Genomic DNA, 19,135 nt, shown 5'->3' on the forward strand with positions numbered 1-19,135 from the left:
TTTCCCGCAGGAGTCGACCTATTTTGACTCCGCTGAATGGACGTTCTTGTTATATAAACCCTAAGATGTCCGTTTTACCAATTTTTCTTTCGTTTGGCCGAACCACCTTCTCTATTCAGCCGAGACCGGCCACGGAGACCCCAGATTCACTTGGTAATGCGATCTTCTTTACCAAGTGAGCTGAAGCCGTCCCCATGGAAAGCCAGTGACCCGGTGCTGCCATCCCATCGTCATTGTTTTGTACGGGTTTTTGGCCAGCTCCTATCCTTCTGTCCCAGACTCGCCTCTTTTTTTATATTTCCAGGGCAGTCGAGAAATGACACTGTTTCTGTGTCATGCGGCTCTCGTGTTATGATGAAAAAAACGTCAGGAAGAGGAGGAATCACCGAATGCCTTCGGCTGAAGAAAGGATGAAAAAGGCCGTCGAAAACCGAACCATTACCCTGCCGGACGGGACGATACTGCCGAGTATCGGCCAGGGAACCTGGCATATGGGGGAAAAACCGAGCGAGAAAAAAGCAGAGGTAAAAGCGCTCCAGCTTGGGCTGGATCTAGGTATGAAGGTGATAGACACAGCGGAAATGTATGGCAGCGGCGGCGCGGAACACGTGGTAAAAGAAGCGGTGCAGGGACGCCGCGAGGAAGCATTCATTGTATCGAAAGCCCTCCCTCACAACGCCGGCGGGGACAAGCTGATAGAAGCTTGTGAAAACAGTTTGAAGAGAATGAGCACAGACTACATGGATTTATATCTCCTTCACTGGAGAGGCAGCATTCCACTGCGGGAAACGATACAGGGCATGGAACAATTACAAAAAGACGGGAAAATTTTGCGATGGGGCGTTTCGAATCTTGACACCTCTGATATGCAGGAGTTGTGGGAGACAGAAGGCGGACAGCGCTGCATGACCAATCAAGTTTTATATCATCTGGGATCCCGCGGAATTGAGTTTGACCTGCTGCCGTGGCAGCGAGACCATGCCATTCCGACGATGGCATACTCCCCCTTGGCACAGGGAGGCTCCCTGCGCCGAAGCATGATGGAGCATCCAGAGCTGCAGGCCATAGCAGAAACCCACAAAGCCTCCGTCCAGCAAATCCTGCTTTCCTGGGTATTACGGACAGGAGATATTCTTGCGATTCCTAAAGCGGTGCAGGAAGAACATGTTTATGATAATGCAGCAGCAGCTGCGGTTCACTTGACAGAGGATGATGTAATAAGGCTGGATCAGGCGTTTAAACCACCGGAAAAGAAACAGCCGCTGGATATCATTTAAATTGGAAAGGAGCTATACCAAAAGGTACAGCTCCTTTTCTGTGACTAAAAGTATGAAACCGGGGGCAGGAGCGGAAAGCGTCCCCTGTAGCGTAGGTTCTCATGGTTCACCAAGTCCTTGTGGCTGTTAGCAGAATTTTGATACACCTCTTTTCCCGGGAAGCGGCAGCCTTTCATCAGGGCGGAATCTGAGCGAATGCTCCATGATCGGAAAAACTGGTCCAAAGGAAAATGGAGGATTTTAAAAAAATGTAAAAAACCATGGGACGACGCACAGTTGACACATTTATTTTCCATGATACAGATAGAAAGTTCATATGAAAAAACATATTGAAAACCTGTCATGGCAAGGGTTTAGAAAATTGTTTTATGAAATGATCTGTTTTTGTTGACACTAAATACAGGAGCCGGGACAGTCATTTTCGGGATGTTTTTGCAGCGGGTATAACGGAAATACAATATTAAGCCAGTTTAATCGATCAATCGTTCCAAGGAGGTAGAAAGGTAATGAAAGGAATTATTTTAGCCGGAGGAAGTGGATCAAGGCTTTATCCGATGACAAAAAGCATTTCCAAACAGCTGCTTCCTGTTTACGATAAACCCATGATTTTTTATCCCTTATCGGTATTAATGCTTTCGGGCATTCGTGATGTATTGATTATATCCACTCCGCAGGATACTCCAAGATATAAAGAGCTGCTGGGTGACGGCAGTCAGTTTGGGATTTCGCTTTCCTATGAAGTACAGACCTCCCCGGATGGTCTGGCCCAGGCATTTACCATCGGGGAGTCCTTTGTCGGCAATGATCATGTTGCGCTGATTCTTGGGGATAATATCTTTTACGGGCAGGGCTTCACCCCGCTTTTGCAGAAAGCGGCCCAGAGAGAAGAAGGAGCGACCGTGTTTGGGTACCGGGTTAGTGAACCTGAACGATTCGGAGTCGTGGAATTTGATGAAAACCAGCGCGCGAAATCGATTGAAGAGAAGCCAAAAAAACCGAAATCCGAATTTGCCGTCACCGGTCTGTACTTTTATGACAATGATGTATTGGAGCTGGCCAAACAGACCCGTCCTTCGGACCGGGGAGAATTAGAAATCACCGATATTAATAAAGCATACCTCGATGCCGGTAAATTAAATGTGGAACTTCTCGGGCGAGGCTTCGCCTGGCTGGATACAGGAACGCCGGAGTCCCTGTTTGATGCTTCCCAATTTATTGAAACGGTCGAAAAGCGGCAGGGCTTTAAGGTAGCCTGCCTGGAAGAGATTGCTTTTTATATGAACTATTTAAGCCGGGACGAACTGCTGCAGAAAATATATGAAATGAAAAACAGCGAATATAAAAAATATTTACTTCGTACCGTGGAAAGGTCTCATGTTCCGCAAAGCAGCAAGGCCGCAGACGAAGAGCATAGAACGGAATTGATGAAATGATGACCAGTTCCAAAACCATATTAGTAACCGGAGGCGCAGGGTTTATCGGGCTTCATTTTGTATCCTGGTTTGCCCAGAATAATCCAGATGTGACGGTATTGAACTATGACAAACTGACGTATGCTGCGGATCCGGATGGTGTCCGGGAATTGAACCGGATCCCGAATCATTATTTTGTGGAAGGTGATATCACCGACCGCTCCCTGCTGGAAAATGTATTTGAAAATCATGATATCCGGGGGGTTATTCATTTTGCGGCAGAATCTCATGTGGACCGCTCGATTGATGACCCGGATGAGTTTATTCGAACCAACGTGCACGGCACGTTTACCCTGCTCGATGTAGCAAAAAATTATTGGATGGAAGGAGCGGATCAACCCCGGCCGGGCTACGAATCCGCTCGTTTTCACCATATTTCCACGGATGAAGTGTATGGAACCCTGGGGGCGGAGGGTCTTTTTTCCGAAGACTCTCCTTATGCCCCAAGCAGTCCATACAGCGCGAGCAAAGCAAGCTCGGATATGATTGTACAAAGCTATTATCGGACCTACGGCATGAATACGGTCATTACAAACTGCTCGAACAATTATGGCCCAAAACAGCATGAGGAGAAGCTAATCCCGACGATTATCCGTAAAGCACTGCATCTGGAACCGATCCCCATATACGGGGATGGACAGAATATCAGAGACTGGCTGTATGTTACCGATCACTGCAAAGGAGTGGAACTGGTCTTTCATGCCGGCCAGAAAGGCGCCGCTTATAACATCGGCGGTGAAAACGAACGCACCAATCTATATATAGCAAGAAAAATTTGTGAAATACTGGACCGTCTGGTTCCGGATAAAAAAAGGGAAGACGGGCTGGAAAGTTATAAAGAGCTTATTTCTTTTGTAGAGGACCGCCCCGGCCATGACCGCAGGTACGCTGTGGATGCCAGTAAGATAAAAAAAGAGCTGGGATGGCAGGCGGATGAAGATTTTGAATCAGGAATTTTAAAAACGGTGGAGTGGTATGTCAATGAAAACAAATAATCCTCATCTTTCCGTTGTTACCCCGGTTTATGGCTGCGGGGACTGCATCATGCAGCTGTATAACCGGTTGAAGGAAACCCTTGAGAAAATCACCCGTGACTTTGAGATCATTATGGTGGAGGACTGCAGCCCAGATCAATCATGGAGTGTTATTCAGCAGCTGACAAACAGAGACGCCCGGGTCAAAGGGATAAAGCTTGCCAAAAACTTCGGGCAGCATGTGGCTATCACTGCCGGTCTCGATGAAGCACATGGAGACTGGGTAGTGGTCATGGACTGCGATCTCCAGGATCAACCGGAAGAGATTACAAAACTTTATGCTAAAACGGCGGAGGGGTATGATGTGGTGTTTGCACGACGTCATGAGCGCCACGACACCCTCGTGAAAAAATGGGAATCGAAGTTATTCTATAAAGTATACGATTATTTTACGGAAGGGAAATCAGACCCGACGATAGCTAATTTCAGCATTTCCTCCCGCAAGGTAATTGAAAACTTCCAGCAGATGCGGGAGCAGAATCGCAATTTTCCATTATTTATTACGTGGATGGGATTTGATACAGCTGCCGTTGATGTAGAACATCAGCAGCGGATATCCGGCACTTCTTCCTATAATTTATCGAAACTGATAAATCTTGCGATTGATGGCATTGTCTCCCAGTCCAATAAGCCGCTGCGCTTATCGATAAAGTTTGGCTTTCTCCTCTCTTTTGGAGCTCTTATTTATGGACTTTATTTAATGTATCAATATTTCTTTATGTTTGAACCTGTTCCGGGCTGGACCAGTATTATGGTTTCGATCTATTTTATAGGCGGCCTGATTTTTGCCAACCTGGGTGTTTTGGGGCTGTATATGGGGAAAGTATTTAATGAAGTCAAAGACAGGCCTTTATATATCATTCAGGAATCGATAGGATTTCAGGAACACAATGTGGAAAAATCCGTGCCGGTTCTGGCATCAAAAAATAAATAGGGGAGGACGTTACAATGGAAGAGTTGATGAGAGAAACGCCGTGGGATAAAAGGGCGCTTGGGATAGATACGTATGAACTGCTCGTTCATTCCGAGGAAGCACTTAAAAAAAGCGATGCTGTTAAAGGGCATTTTACGATTAAGGTCAACCCGCTGGATTCCAAAGCCCTGCTTCATGAGTATGGTTTTTATTATACCGATACGCTGCTGGCTCCGGTCTGTGATAAACACCAGTTTATTTCCCATGAAGATGAAAAACTGACATTAATGTATAACATAAACCGGGACGATGTGATTGCAATTTCACAGGGAGCTTACGGCCACGGCCGGTTTCACCGCGATTTTAAACTGGAACGCAGCGGCGCAGATCAGCGCTATGATAATTGGCTCGGGCAGTTATACGATGAAAATAAAGTGTGGGGCCTGGCGTATGAAGGAGAACTGGCCGGTTTTTTTGCTTTTTCCGAAAACCAGGTGCTGCTCCAGGCTTTCAAACCAGAGTATCAGGGAAGAGGATTGTCCAAATACTTTTGGAGTAAAGCAGTCCGCGTATTATTTGATAAAGGATATGAGGAAGTGAAGACCTCTATTTCAGCAGCCAACTTAGCGATGGTAAACCTTGTATCTTCCCTGGGCTTTAAATTTAAAGACGCTGTCGATATTTATCATAAATTGAACGAGTAGAGGCAGAGAGGATTTTTTGAGTGGGTTATTTGTATATTTTCGGCACGATTTTTTTTACGGTGTATGGTCAGCTTATGTTAAAGTGGAGAATTTCGAAATATGGAACTCTCCCGGCCGAGTTAATGGATAAAGTGATCTTCCTTTTGAAGCTGCTGTTGGACCCGCTTGTATTGTCGGGTTTTCTTTCTGCTTTTGTGGCTTCTATGTTTTGGATGGCAGCGATGACGAAGTTTGATATCAGCTATGCGTATCCATTTATGAGCTTATCGTTTATGCTTGTGTTTTTTCTGTCCATTTTACTGTTTAACGAGCCGATTACAACGTACAAAATTATAGGTTTAATCCTGATTATTGCGGGTATTCTTGTGACAAGTCAATCCGCTTAACATCAAAGCAATGGAGGAAAATGATGATCCCTTTTAATCAGCCCCCGGTCACAGGGGACGAACCATATTACATGCAGAAGGCTATAGAAAATGGGAAGCTGTCAGGAGATGGGCCGTTTACAAAAGAGTGTCAGACATGGATGGAAAAAGTCTTTCACTGCCCAAAGGCCTATTTAACGCCATCCTGTACACATGCCCTGGAAATGGCTGCCATGCTTGCAGGGATCCAGCCTGGAGATGAAGTCATCATGCCTTCGTATACGTTTGTATCGACGGCCAATGCCTTTGTACTTCAGGGGGCGGTTATTGTTTTTGTCGATATTCGTCCTGATACGATGAACATAGATGAAACGCAGATAGAATCCGCGATCACGGAGAAAACCAAAGCGATTGTTCCTGTTCATTATGCCGGAGTAGCCTGTGACATGGACATCATTTTATCTATAGCCGCGCGGTACAAGCTGAAGGTTATCGAGGATGCGGCGCAGGGCGTCATGAGTACATATAAAGGTCAGGCGCTCGGAACGCTAGGTGATTATGGCTGCTACAGTTTTCATGACACCAAAAATTACACAAGCGGAGAAGGCGGTGCCCTGCTTTTAAAGGATAAGGCTGCACAAGAACAGGCAGAAATCATAAGAGAAAAAGGCACCAACCGCTCGAAGTTTCTCCGCGGCCAGGTGGATAAATATACATGGGTCGATGTCGGCTCGTCCTATCTCCCCGGGGAGTTAAATGCCGCGTATTTATATGCTCAATTCCAGCATGCGGATGCTATCAATAATGCCCGTCTTAAGGCTTGGAACACCTACTATGAAGAACTGCGCTCCTTAGAGGAGACAAAGGACATAGAGTTACCGGTGGTTCCGTCAGGATGCGAACACAATGCGCACATGTTTTATATTAAAACGCAGAACATTGAAGAAAGAACAGCTTTAGTGGAGTGGTTGAAAAAAGATGAAATTATGCCGGCCTTCCATTATGTCCCGCTTCACTCCTCTGAGGCCGGGAGAAAGTTCAGCCGATTTCACGGGAAAGACCGATTTACCACCCAGGAAAGTGAGAGACTGCTTCGCCTTCCTATGTATTATGGCTTAAATCAGGAAAACATAAAAGAGACCACCAAGCGGATAAGGAGTTTTTACAAGTGTTGAAGGAAAGGACATGGATCCTTATAAGTCTCGGTTTAATATTGGTCTACTTATCTCCGCTGATCCTTCTCGGGGAAGGAGTACACCTCCGGATCCATGATAATCTGGATTCGAATTTAATCTGGTACAAGACATTAGTAGAAAATCATGTGCTGTTTGCTCCCAGTGACAAAGAAATTCCCTCCATCATGAATGGGCTGCCGAGGGAATCCTTAAGCGCGGAACTAAGCATGTTTGCCCTGCTGTTTACATTGTTTGATCCCTTTCCTGCCTATGCGGTTAATTTGTTTTTGATGCGGTTTATTGCCTTTTTTGGCATGTACCTTCTTCTGAAGAAACATGTCCTGCCGTCGAACAAACCCGGAGCCTTTATCAGCGTGGGAACGGCTCTGGCTTTTTCCCTCACTGCGTTCTGGCCGTTTGGAGGGTTAAGCTTTGCCGGTGTACCGCTGGTTTTATACGCCTTTTTAAACCTGCGGAATCGGGAAAATAACTGGAAAAATTGGCTTATTATCGGACTTGTCCCTTTTTATTCAAGTTTTATCGTCTCATTTATCTTTTTCCTGGCTATTATGAGTGGTCTCTGGCTGGTGGACGCCATCCGGAAAAAACAGCCGAACTGGCTGTTTTTTACTGGTATCGCGGTAATGACCGCCCTTTATCTAATAAAGCAGTACAGACTGGTGTATGGAGAATTAATGGGAAAAGGATTTACGACCCATCGTGCGGAATTTGACCGCGGTCACCGGGACTGGGAAACCGTCATTAATTTTTTTGGAAATAATCTGCTTCATTCTCACTCTCATTCGTATTCGCTGCATTATCCGTTTGCTTTTTATACAGCGGTATTCGCGCTTTTATTTATAGGAATAATCGCTGTGGTCCGGCGCTGGAAGCTGTCATGGAAGCCGGCTCCGTTAACAGCCGGGGAAAAAGCCGTTCCATTTTTGCTTTTATCCATTGTCGTATTTTCTTTTTGGATCTCGATTTGGAATTGGGAAGGCATGCGGGTGCTGAAAGATGTGAGTGATTTAATTAATGAATTCAACTTCGGCCGGTTTCATTTATTAAATATTGTTACCTGGTACGTGGTTTTTGCTCTAGCTTTGATGATGATCCAGCGCAGAATAAAGTTTGGGATGGTACTTGTCGTTCTTCTTTTAATCGGACAAGTGACAGGAGAAACTACCCGCCATCATGAATTTAAATATAGAAACATTGATTATCCTTCGTATGAGGAGTTTTATTCAGAGGAACTATTCTCTGAGGTCCAGTCATATATCGGACAGGATCCGGAAGACTACCGGGTGGTAAGCATTGGCATGCACCCGGCCATTGCCCAGTATAATGGGTTTTACACGCTTGATTTCTACGTGACGATGTATCCGCTGGAATATAAGCATCAATTTGAGAACGTTATTGCAGGAGAACTTGAAAAAAACAGCACCCTCGATAACTATTATAGTACCTGGGGCGGCCGGGTTTACACTTTTGCAGATGAACTGGGGAAAAATTACTTATTCACGAAAGACAAAGATAAAACAATAGAAGACCTGGATTTTGGAACAGAAGCTTTTAAAGAAATGGGCGGGGAATATATACTTTCCGCGGTCGAAATCGAAAATGCCGGGGAAAATGATCTGGAGCTGGAAAAAGTGTTTGAAAAAGAATCGTCGGCGTGGAGGATCCACTTATACAAAGCGGAATAAATTCTTTGGAAAAAAGACTGACGGAGGGATGTTCAGCTTCTTTTTTCATTCGTATAATAAAAGGAAGGCAAAGGAGCTGAAATCATGAGGACAACGTTTGTACCATCCAGAAAGACTTTAGCAGAAGAGATGGAAGAGTTAGTGAAAACAGCCCGTGGCGATAAAGCGGCAGCGCTGGTTATTGAAAATGCAAGGCTGGTAAATGTCGTTTCCGGAGAAATCCAGCCGGGCATGTCCATTGCGGTGCAGGGGTCCCGGATCGCTTATGTTGGGAAAAATGCTTCTCATACCATTGGAGAAAAAACACAGCGGATAGATGCCAAAGATAAATATGTAACACCGGGGCTTATCGATGGCCACTGTCATATTGAAAGCAGCCAGATTACTCCGAAACAGTTTGCCCGGGCGGTCCTGCCAAAAGGAACCACCGGCGGCTTTTTTGATGCGCATGAAATTGCAAACGTGCTTGGTATGAAGGGACTGCGTTTGATGCTGGAGGAGCTGCGGAAGACACCGATGGCGGGTTATATGCAGGCGGCTTCCTGTGTCCCTTCCACCAGCAGAGAATTCGAAACAAGCGGGGCAGAAATCGGACCAGAAGAAGTCGCCGAAGCTTTCACCTGGGGCGATGATATGGTTGCTCTTGGGGAAGTGATGAATTTTCCGGGGGTGGTATTCAGTGATGAAAAAATGCTGGGTGAAATAAAAGAGACCTTAAAAGCCGGCCGGGTGGCCGACGGGCATTACACGTGGCCCAGCGGAGACTGGAGAATGTCAGCCTATGCAGCAAGCGGAATTTCCGGCGATCACGAAATAACAAGTGCGGAGGAAGTCATGGACCGGGTGCGGCTCGGCATGTATGCAAAACTTCGGCGTGGTTCTGCTTGGCATGATGTTGTACCTACGATTAAAGCATATACTGAAAAGGGGATCGATACGCGACGGCTTCTTCTGGTAACCGATGACCGCAGCCCGGAATCCCTGGTAGACGAAGGACATATGGATTTTGTCGTGCGGCATGCGATGGAACAGGGAGTCCCGCCCGTCACGGCATTTCAGATGGCAACCATTAATACAGCAGAGCGTTTTGGACTGTCCCAGGATCTGGGGTCTGTGACGCCCGGCCGCTATGCTGATATCTTAATACTGGAAGGACCGCTTCCGGAAGTGAACATCAAAACGACGATTGCTGCAGGAATCGTCGCAGCAGAGCAGGGGGAAATGTGCGGAGACTGGGAAAGCAGTGGTTTTCCGGCGGAAGCAATGCAATCCGTCCACTTGCAGCCTGATTTTAAGCCGGACGACTTTCATATTGCTGTTCCGCAGGAGTTCCCTGATGGTACCTATACGGCACGAGCGATAAAAGTACGGGAAAACCATGTGGATACAAAGGAAGAGCAAGTGCAGGTACCTGTAAAGAACGGGTTGCTTACCCTGCCGTCCACGGGGGACTTTTGTAAAATATCGGTGATAGAACGGCACGGGAAAAATGGCAACCAATCAACAGCCTTGTTATCAAATGCTGGTTTCTCCACCCCCGCGGCTATAGCCTCTACCACCGCTCATGATTCTCATAACCTGATGGTGATTGGCAATGACGACGCACTAATGGCAGAAGCAGCTAACAGGGTTATCAAGATGCAGGGAGGGGTAACCGTCCTGACCGAAAAGGAAACAGTCGAGCTGCCCCTAACCGTGGCGGGTCTTATGTCTCCGGAACCATTTGAAAAGACAGCCGAACAATCACGGGAGGTCAGCCGTGCGCTTGCTTCGGCCGGATGTACTATGAATTACGCCTTTATGACGCTGTCCTTGCTTGCGCTGGTTGTTATTCCGGAGCTGCGCCTTTCCGACACCGGACTGATTAAACACACCGATGAAGGGTTTTACCATGTGCCGCTCCTTATGGAAGAACAGGAATAATGAAAAGAAGCGGCTGCCCCCAACAGCATAGCTGATATTATTTCCTTAGAAGCGGAGGACATTTATTCCGTTATTTCTTCGATTTTTCCTATTTTTAAGGGGGGATAGGACATCTATTCCGTTATTTTCCCTTTTTAGCGAAAAAGAAGCGATCCATAGCCCGGATAGCGGAATAAATGTCCGAAAAAGCCCCCGAAGGCCACTCCTTCTGTTATTTAGCGGAATAAATGTCCACAGGGTGCTCCGCCTATAATCACCGGATTTATCCCTCTTAATCTATCGAACCATTTCCGAGCGTATGCGAACAAAGCACATCACTAATTTGGCGCTACCCCCAGACCCTCTATCCAAAGCGCTTACGCTCTTCTTATCACTCAAAAATATGTCATAGTTCAAAAATAGTACTATTTTATTAAAATCAAAAACATTTTCAAAATATCATATCTGATATATCAATAAAGAGCGGATTATGCAGAGGGCAGACTCTGATTCAAAAGCACTAATTTATGGATATAAACAGAAAATGCAGGAACGGAGGGAAATTGACAATTCATATGAATGCGCTTACAATTTTTAATCAATCTTTCGAAGAGAGGAAGGGGGGACGATGTTTTACTAAATCAAAAAAGGGAGGAACAATATGCGGATAGTGAAACAGGGGACAGCCTTATCCATGTCATTGTTGTTGGTATTTTCTCCACTGTCGGCACTGGCGGAAGACGTCGATACCGGAGAATGGGAATTCAGTACATTTGGTTCCAACACCGGCGAATCATCCAATCCTGATCCAGTTGAAGAAGATGATGGATCGGTAACCATTACCGCTGAAGGGGGGAAGATAGAGAGCGGTTCGGAAGGATTGTCCTATTATTTTAAGCAGCTCCCGTCGGATGCAAATTTTGAAATTACGACGAAAGCAACAGTAGAAAGCTATAACAGCGGCGATGGACAAGTTTCCTTCGGGCTTATGCTCCGGGATGAAGCCGGAGAAAATGGAGATACCAGTACGCAGACCGCTAATTATGTGGCAGCCGGAGGTCTGGGAGATGAAATGCAGGGTTTTTATAAAAAAGGCGATAATGATTACGAAAATTTAGAACCCTTTGACAATAAGTCTCCTGCCCCAGAAGAAGAATTTGATTTGCGCATACAGAAGTCTGGTGATACGTACCTTCTGGAATCGAATGGAGACACCCAGACCCTGATGGAAGAAGAAATGTTCTCAGAAGAAATGACGGCCGGCTTTTATGCGGCAAGGGAGGCAGTTGTTCATTTCCGTGATTTTAATGTAGAAGTAAACGACAGGGAGGTCACGGGACTCGAAATTGATACGGAAAACATGAAAACGAACTATTTAATCGATGAGGAGCTGGACGCCGAAGGGCTTCAGGTAACAGCGGCCCTCGCGGATGGAAGCGAAGAGGTGCTGTCGGCTGAGGATTATATTATCTCCGGTTTTAACAGCGGGGAAGCGGGAACAAATACTATTCTTGTCAGCTATAACGGGATAACAGAAGAGATAGATTTGACCATTGAAGAACTATCGTTGACCAGTATGGACATCAAATATCATCCAGCAAAGACAACATATTACCGCGGGGATAAGTTTGATCCGGAAGGGCTTACGGTGATTGGAGAATATAATGACGGATACAGGTCCGAAGAGTTGCAGTCGGAAGAGTACCGGCTTTTGATGGACGGAGAAGAAATCGGTGAAAATGATACCTTTGAAGAAGCCGGTGAGAAAACGGTCATCGTTGAGGCAGGTGACAAACCGGAAGTTTCAACCTCTTTTGATATCGTGGTGTCCGATGCCTCACTGACAGGTCTGGATATCCGCCAGCTGCCGGAAAAAACGACCTATTTCCTCGGGGATGAGCTTGATCTTGATGGAATGGTTGTTTATGCGGAATATGATGATGGCAGTGATGTAAGGCTGATGCGCGAAGATATGGAGGCTTCCGGTTTGGATACATCAGAACCGGGGGAGCGGCAGGTCACGATTACGCATAAAGGAGAAACAGCAGCTATTGACGTAAAAGTGAAAGAAAAAGAAGGGACAGGTCTTGGTATCACGTCCTATCCTAAGACAACATTTGAAACCGGAGAGTCTTTTTCCACCGAAGGACTGGAAGTATCCAGACTTTACGATAATGGAGACGAAGAAGTACTGGAAGAAGGCCAATATACGGTGGATGATTCAGGGTTTGATTCATCATCGCCGGGCACCAATGAAATAACGGTCGTACCCGAAGAGGAAAACATGGAAGCGATTTCTTATGATGTAACGGTAAGGGAAGTCTCGGAACTGGAATGGCAATCCATCATTTTCGGACAATCTGCCGGAGACGATTCGAATTCGGTGGAAGTCCTGGAAGACGGATCATCGGCTGCTTTGACCGCAGAGGGACCAAGCGGCGGTAAAATTACCGGAGATCATGATGGTATTTCCTATTACTATACTATCATAGATGAAGAGGAAGATAATTTTGAGCTGTCGGCGGATATCCAGGTTAACGATTATGCCAAGGATCCGCATGACGGCCAGGAATCGTTTGGCATCATGGCAAGGGACGCCATTGGAGAGGATGGCAGCTCCAGTGTATTCGCTTCTAACATTGCGGCTGTCGGTGGTTACAGCGGCGGTACGATGGAAGAAAACGGCACGCAGCTGTTTGCACGAACCGGCGTGGAATCTTCGGATGGCGCCGGCAGTGAAGGCATTAAGAAAATTATGTTGAACGACGAAAAGCCCGGCCCTTCCAATACTCATCCGGAAGAGGATTATCATCTGACCTTGTCCAAGACGAACAGCGGATTCACCGCGACCTTGAATGACGGCGAAGAAGAAATCATTTATGAGCCGGATATTCTGAATGTCCAGGATGATAAAGTGTACGTCGGCTTTTACACTGCGCGGAAGGCGGATATTGTTGTCGAAAATATTGATATGGAGGTAAGTGCAGCAGCAACGGATCCGCCAAAAGTGGAACCGCCTGTAGAACCAGTGGAACCAGAGATCGAAAATTTATCTTTGCAGGAAACTTCGGAAACAGATCAATATAAAGTCAGGATGCAGGCGAATGTCAACGGCAGTGTTACATTGAAGCAGGGCAGAGAAACGATCGCGGAGCAGGAAGAAATGACAGCCGGCGAAATGAAAGTGATCGAAACAACGCTTCCGGAAAATACAGATACAAATTTCACTGCTGTCTTTTTACCGGATGACACGCAGACGTTGACGTCCTATGACCAGATTGTCACCAATTTCTCTGTGACCAACCGGACCTTTGAAGGGGACATTTATGTTGCTCCAGACGCTGATGCTAGCAGTGAAGGAACAGAAGCTGATCCGGTTGCTCTTGATACAGCCGTGGATTTTGTAGGTCCTGGACAGACGATATTGGTAACGGATGGAGAATATGTGCGGGATGAGATGCTGATGATAGAACAGTACCATGATGGTACGGAAGATGCGCGTAAGACACTGAAAGCTGTTCCCGGCGCCAATCCTGTGATCGATTTTGACAAACAGTCCAAAGGGGTGGAACTGAGCGGTGACTACTGGCATGTCGAAGGCCTTGACTTTGCCCGTTCCGCCGGGAACACCAAAGGTTTTGTCATCGGAGGCAGCCACAATATAGTGGAAAACAGCAGATTTTATGAGCACGGTGATACGGGGCTGCAAATCAGCCGGACTGATCCGAACGAAGACGATAAATCAAAGTGGCCCTCAGACAATCTTGTATTGAACAGTACTTCTTTTGACAATCGGGATCCGTCTGAAAACAATGCGGATGGATTTGCAGCCAAGCTGACGTCCGGGGAAGGCAATGTGTTCCGCGGAACGATTGCGCATCATAATATTGATGACGGCTGGGATCTGTACACAAAAGTCGGTACGGGAGCGATCGGTGCTGTCACGATTGAAGACAGTATTGCCTATAACAATGGGTTTTTAACGGACGGCACCGAAGGAACCGGTGATAAAAACGGCTTTAAGCTCGGCGGCGAAGGAGTAAACGTACCACACGTGATCCGGGATAGTATCGCTTTTAATAATGGTGCGGCCGGGTTCACGAGCAACAGCAACCCTGCAATTATCGCGGAGGATAATATTTCCTTTAATAACGCAGGCGGCAACCTTGATTTCTCGACGTATGCTGATATTGAAGAGGAATTCGAGCTGGAACATTTTGTCTCCTATCAGAAAGATTATGATGCAGAAGACAGCTATCCGGAATATTTGGAAGCAGACCACAACTATCTATTTGACGGATCTGTTTCTGATAACGCTTCCGGAACGACGTTGTCGGATGACAATTTTGTCAGCCTTGAACCAGAGCTGCCATACGAGCGCGATGACCAGGGAAATATTGTATGGGGAGACTTCCTTGATTTCATGGCACCTGACGGAAAGGAAGATTCCGAAACGATCAAAGCAGACGTCAAATTTACCCCTCCCGTACTGAATGTAAATGGGGGAGGGAAAGCCACTGCCCATATTGAACTGCCGGACGACTATGATGCCCGGGATATAGTGTTTGATTCGATCCTTCTCAATGAAGAAGTTGAGCCGGTTAACCAACCGGGAAACAGCCGAAACTATAAAGTTCAGTTTAATCGGCAGGACCTGGCAGACGTGCTGGACGCAGGAAATGAAGCAGAGATCACAATTACCGGAGAAATGGAGTCCGGTGAGCCGATGGAAGGCAGTACAGTAATCAAGGTGAAAGAATAATAAAAACGGGGCCGGACGCCAGAGTAAATCTGCAGTTCCGGCCTCTAGTTTTCTATGGAACCGTAAGTGAAATTCAAAAAGTATAGGACAAATGGGAAATTATTTTGTCTTTCACCTCCGGATGAAAGACAATAGTAGCTGAAAAACTAGGTAAGATGTCTCTAAAAAAAGAATGAAGGACAGATTGATTAATATACCGTAATAAAAAGGTGTAAAAATCGGTTTAGAAGACATTTTAAAAATGAACTATCCCAAATTTCCGAAGATAGGGCCCATAAGAGATTGGCAGGGATAGAGCGTCTCGGGTTTTCGTCTGTTAAAAACAATTGAATTATTCAACAAGTATGCTATGATGTGATATATCAGATATCAAAAAGGGGAAGGGAGAAAGATGATGTTCCAAGTACTGGTTCCTCAACCTATAGCTGAAGAAGGGATAGAGCTGATGAAAAAGCATCAGTGTCAAGTGATTGAACTGCAGGATCCGGGAGAGCGCTCGCTTCGGAACGCAGTAGTGTCAGCAGATGCTGTATTAATACGAACAGCACCTTTAACAGAAAGCATTATTGAAAGCGCTGACAAATTGAAGGTCATTGCAAGGCATGGAGTGGGCGTCGATAACATTGACCTGGAAGCAGCTGAGAAAAAAGGGGTGAAGGTGTGTAATGCGCCAACAGCCAACAGCAATGCGGTAGCTGAACATGTGGTGGGGATGATATTTAATCTTTCCCGCCATATTGTCCAGGGGGATAACGCGGTGCGGGATGGGGAATTTTCTGCCAGACACAGGCTTATTGGTATGGAACTGAAAGGAAAAACACTGGGTCTGATTGGCTGCGGCAACATAGGGAGGCTGGTGGCAGATAAATGTCATTCCCTTGGAATGCTGGTGGAGGTTTACGATCCCTATGTAAAAGAGCTTCCACCCGAGGTGAAGCAGACAAATGATATGTCATCGCTGCTGCAAAAGGCGGACTATATATCTTTACATCTGCCTCTGACTTCCGCCACGCAGTACTTTATTAACGAAGAAAAATTAAACCTTATGAAGCCCTCCGCCTATTTGATCAATGCGGCAAGAGGAGGCATTGTGAATGAAAATGCGTTATATCAGGCTCTGAAAACAAAGAGTATTGCCGGAGCGGCGCTCGACTGTTTTGAAGAAGAACCGGTACAGCCCGAAAATCCGCTGTGGGAACTTGATAACACGTTATATACGCCTCATATGGCGGCACATACCAGGGAAGCCATGGTTTCCATGGCAGTAGAGGCGGCGCAAGAGATTATAAGAGTTAAAGAAGGCAATACCCCGTTAAACCTTGTAAATAATGAACATTTACATCAATAGGGAGGAGAATTACATGAATCATCACCAGCAAACAATCATAAGCGCCCCATCTCTAAAACAATTCTGCGAAGAAGTGTTTGCTCAACGAATTCCCAGGGAGGAGGCGGTCCGGGTTGCTGATAATCTTGTCGAAGCGGATTTATTAGGTTTTTCTTCCCATGGCGTCTGCAAAGTTTCTGATTATCTGCAGCGGCTGGATAAAGGGTTGATCGAGAACCGAACTGAATTGAAAAAAGTAACGGAATCTTCTACCGCCAGTGTGTTGGATGCCTCAAACGGCTGGGGCCAGTATGCCTCGGTGGAAGCGATGCAGGAAGCGGTGGAAAAGGCAAAGCAATACGGGACTGGAGTGGTAGGGGTGAGGAACTCCAACCATTTTGGTATTACCTCTTATTATACGATGATGGCAGCCAGAAAGGGCTGTATCGGGTTTGCCTCCACTAATGCGTCTGGATTGATGGTGCCATTTGGTTCCAGGGAGCCTTCGCTTGGGACCAATCCCATTTCCATAGCAGTTCCGGCGGGGGAAGGCAGAGATCCTATTGTTCTAGATATGTCTACCGGGAATACTGCCAGAGGAAAAATTACACTCGCAAAGAAGACGGGGGATGCGATACCGGAGGACTGGGCTGTCACCAAAGACGGGAAACGAACCTCTGACCCAGCGGAGGCGCTGGAAGGTTATTTACTGCCTATGGGACCAAAAGGGTCGGGGCTGGCTATCATGGTCGATATATTATCGGGTGTATTGACCGGAGCTCTTTTTGGAAGCGGTGTTCCCAGAATGTATGAAGATCCCGAACCTCAATATCTTGGCCACTTATTCGGAGCCATTGACGTAAAAGCTTTTATGGAGGAGTCTGCTTTTTATGAAAAAATCATGGAACGGGTGGCTCAGACAGTAGAGAGTGAGCCAATGGAAGGGTTTGACAGAGTTTACCTGCCAGGGGAGAGGGAACAGGAAAAACGGCGGGCTCAGCTGGAGGAAGGAATATGTCTGCCTCATGAAATATTTGCGGAGCTGAAACATATGGGAGAAGTGCATCAGGTAGATATTTCCCAATTTGTGAAATCAGACTGGTAATCTATTTGCCGCCCTGTTATCTTGAAGGAAAGGCGGCATGACTTTATAACCCGGGAAAGATTCTGCCTGATAAGGTCGTTGCATCGCATATAAATCATGTAACACAGCCATTTAAAAAGGAGTCAGTACTAATGAGAATTATTGACGTAAAAGAAAAGGCCGTTCCAATCAAATCGGATATTCGTAATGCGTTTATTGACTTCAGTAAGATGACAGCATCGGTGGTTGCTGTTGTAACCGATGTGGTGAGAGATGGAAAAAGGGTGGTAGGTTACGGCTTTAATTCTAATGGGAGGTATGCCCCCAGCGGGATGCTTCATGAACGATTTATTCCAAGGCTGCTGGAAGCAGAACCGGAGATGATCGTGGATGAAACCGGAGAAAATCTGGATCCCTATAAAATTTGGGATATTCTTATGACTGGCGAGAAACCAGGAGGCCACGGCGAGCGTTCGGTTGCAGTGGGAACGATCGATATGGCCGTTTGGGATGCGGTGGCCAAAATAGAAGAAAAACCGCTATACCGGCTGCTTGCAGACCGCTACCGCAATGGAAAGGCGGACGACAATGTGTTTGTTTATGCTGCCGGCGGTTATTATAAACCGGATAAAGGTTATGAGGCGCTGCAGGAAGAAATGAAGCAGTACCTGGCTGCAGGCTACTCGGTTGTCAAAATGAAAATTGGGGGAGCCCCGCTCGAAGAGGATCTGCGCCGGATTGAAGCAGTGCTTGAAGTTGTTCCGGATGGACAGTCGCTGGCGGTAGATGCGAATGGAAGATTTGGTTTGAAGACCGCGCTGGAGTATGCAAAGGCACTGGAGCCTTATCAGCTTTTCTGGTATGAAGAGGCCGGGGATCCCCTTGATTTTGAACTACAGAAAGAACTCGGAAAACATTATAAGCCTCCGATGGCCACAGGGGAAAATCTGTTTTCGATGCAGGATGCGAGAAACCTGATCCGCTATGGCGGGATGCGTCCGGAAAAAGATTACCTGCAGTTTGACTGTGCTTTAAGTTACGGGCTTGTGGAATACAGAAGAATCCTTGCGATGCTGGAAGAACATGGATGGTCCTCGCGGAACTGTATTCCGCACGGCGGCCATCAGATGTCTTTAAACATTGCAGCCGGTCTTGGACTTGGCGGCAATGAATCCTATCCCGGCGTGTTCGAACCCTTTGGCGGATTTGCGGATAATTATCCAGTGGAAAACGGGTATGTGGCACTTCCGGATGTTCCCGGTATTGGATTTGAAGCGAAATCGAATTTGTATAACCTGTTAAAGTCTATCGCTGACTAAACAAACCGAAAAGAAGCTGGATGAGCCAAACAGCGGGGCTCATCCTTTTTTCTGACGAACAGAAACGTAGAAGTATTTCACAATAGTCTGATTTT

At 46.4% G+C, this 19,135-nt stretch carries 13 protein-coding genes; all 13 read left to right on the forward strand.

Annotated features, from left to right (window positions below; genetic code table 11):
* Nucleotides 1-389 precede the first annotated feature (389 nt).
* Complete coding sequence (locus G475_RS0116805) at nucleotides 390-1,277, forward strand: aldo/keto reductase (RefSeq protein WP_026702268.1); 888 nt, start codon at nucleotides 390-392, stop codon at nucleotides 1,275-1,277.
* A gap of 506 nt (nucleotides 1,278-1,783) precedes the next feature.
* The gene (gene rfbA / locus G475_RS25445; protein ID WP_051302634.1) at nucleotides 1,784-2,710 is read left to right on the forward strand and encodes a glucose-1-phosphate thymidylyltransferase RfbA; all 927 of its coding nucleotides are present in this window, start codon (nucleotides 1,784-1,786) and stop codon (nucleotides 2,708-2,710) included.
* The gene (gene rfbB / locus G475_RS0116815) at nucleotides 2,707-3,744 is read left to right on the forward strand and encodes a dTDP-glucose 4,6-dehydratase (protein WP_026702269.1); all 1,038 of its coding nucleotides are present in this window, start codon (nucleotides 2,707-2,709) and stop codon (nucleotides 3,742-3,744) included. Before rfbA ends, rfbB begins: the two co-directional genes overlap by 4 nt.
* On the forward strand, nucleotides 3,731-4,717 hold the full coding sequence (locus G475_RS25450; protein ID WP_035711615.1) for a glycosyltransferase family 2 protein: 987 nt from the start codon (nucleotides 3,731-3,733) through the stop codon (nucleotides 4,715-4,717). The genes rfbB and G475_RS25450 overlap by 14 nt, the downstream gene beginning before the upstream one ends.
* A 14-nt stretch (nucleotides 4,718-4,731) precedes the next feature.
* A complete protein-coding gene (locus G475_RS0116825) occupies nucleotides 4,732-5,400 on the forward strand; it encodes a GNAT family N-acetyltransferase (RefSeq protein ID WP_026702270.1) in 669 nt (222 codons plus the stop codon).
* Nucleotides 5,401-5,420: 20 nt separating this feature from the next.
* Nucleotides 5,421-5,786, forward strand: a complete 366-nt coding sequence (locus G475_RS0116830; protein ID WP_026702271.1) for an EamA family transporter — start codon at nucleotides 5,421-5,423, stop codon at nucleotides 5,784-5,786.
* A gap of 23 nt (nucleotides 5,787-5,809) precedes the next feature.
* Nucleotides 5,810-6,940 (forward strand): dTDP-4-amino-4,6-dideoxygalactose transaminase, encoded by a 1,131-nt coding sequence (gene rffA, locus G475_RS25455; RefSeq protein ID WP_035711618.1) that lies wholly within the window; start codon nucleotides 5,810-5,812, stop codon nucleotides 6,938-6,940.
* Nucleotides 6,934-8,646: a DUF6044 family protein gene (locus G475_RS0116840; RefSeq protein ID WP_026702272.1), complete on the forward strand. Its 1,713-nt coding sequence runs from the start codon at nucleotides 6,934-6,936 to the stop codon at nucleotides 8,644-8,646. Before rffA ends, G475_RS0116840 begins: the two co-directional genes overlap by 7 nt.
* A gap of 84 nt (nucleotides 8,647-8,730) precedes the next feature.
* Nucleotides 8,731-10,569: an adenine deaminase gene (locus tag G475_RS0116845; protein WP_026702273.1), complete on the forward strand. Its 1,839-nt coding sequence runs from the start codon at nucleotides 8,731-8,733 to the stop codon at nucleotides 10,567-10,569.
* 640 nt (nucleotides 10,570-11,209) lie between these two features.
* Nucleotides 11,210-15,310 (forward strand): bacterial Ig-like domain-containing protein, encoded by a 4,101-nt coding sequence (locus G475_RS0116850; RefSeq protein WP_026702274.1) that lies wholly within the window; start codon nucleotides 11,210-11,212, stop codon nucleotides 15,308-15,310.
* A 391-nt stretch (nucleotides 15,311-15,701) separates the two neighbouring features.
* Nucleotides 15,702-16,658: a hydroxyacid dehydrogenase gene (locus G475_RS0116855; protein WP_035711622.1), complete on the forward strand. Its 957-nt coding sequence runs from the start codon at nucleotides 15,702-15,704 to the stop codon at nucleotides 16,656-16,658.
* 13 nt (nucleotides 16,659-16,671) lie between these two features.
* A complete protein-coding gene (locus G475_RS0116860) occupies nucleotides 16,672-17,742 on the forward strand; it encodes an Ldh family oxidoreductase (protein ID WP_051302636.1) in 1,071 nt (356 codons plus the stop codon).
* Between the two features lie 131 nt (nucleotides 17,743-17,873).
* A complete protein-coding gene (locus G475_RS0116865) occupies nucleotides 17,874-19,040 on the forward strand; it encodes a mandelate racemase/muconate lactonizing enzyme family protein (RefSeq protein WP_026702277.1) in 1,167 nt (388 codons plus the stop codon).
* The last annotated feature ends 95 nt before the right edge of the window (nucleotides 19,041-19,135 follow it).

Origin of the sequence: Salibacterium aidingense DSM 18341, assembly GCF_000429685.1 — a bacterium.
GTDB classification, from domain to species: Bacteria; Bacillota; Bacilli; order Bacillales; family Marinococcaceae; genus Salibacterium; species Salibacterium aidingense.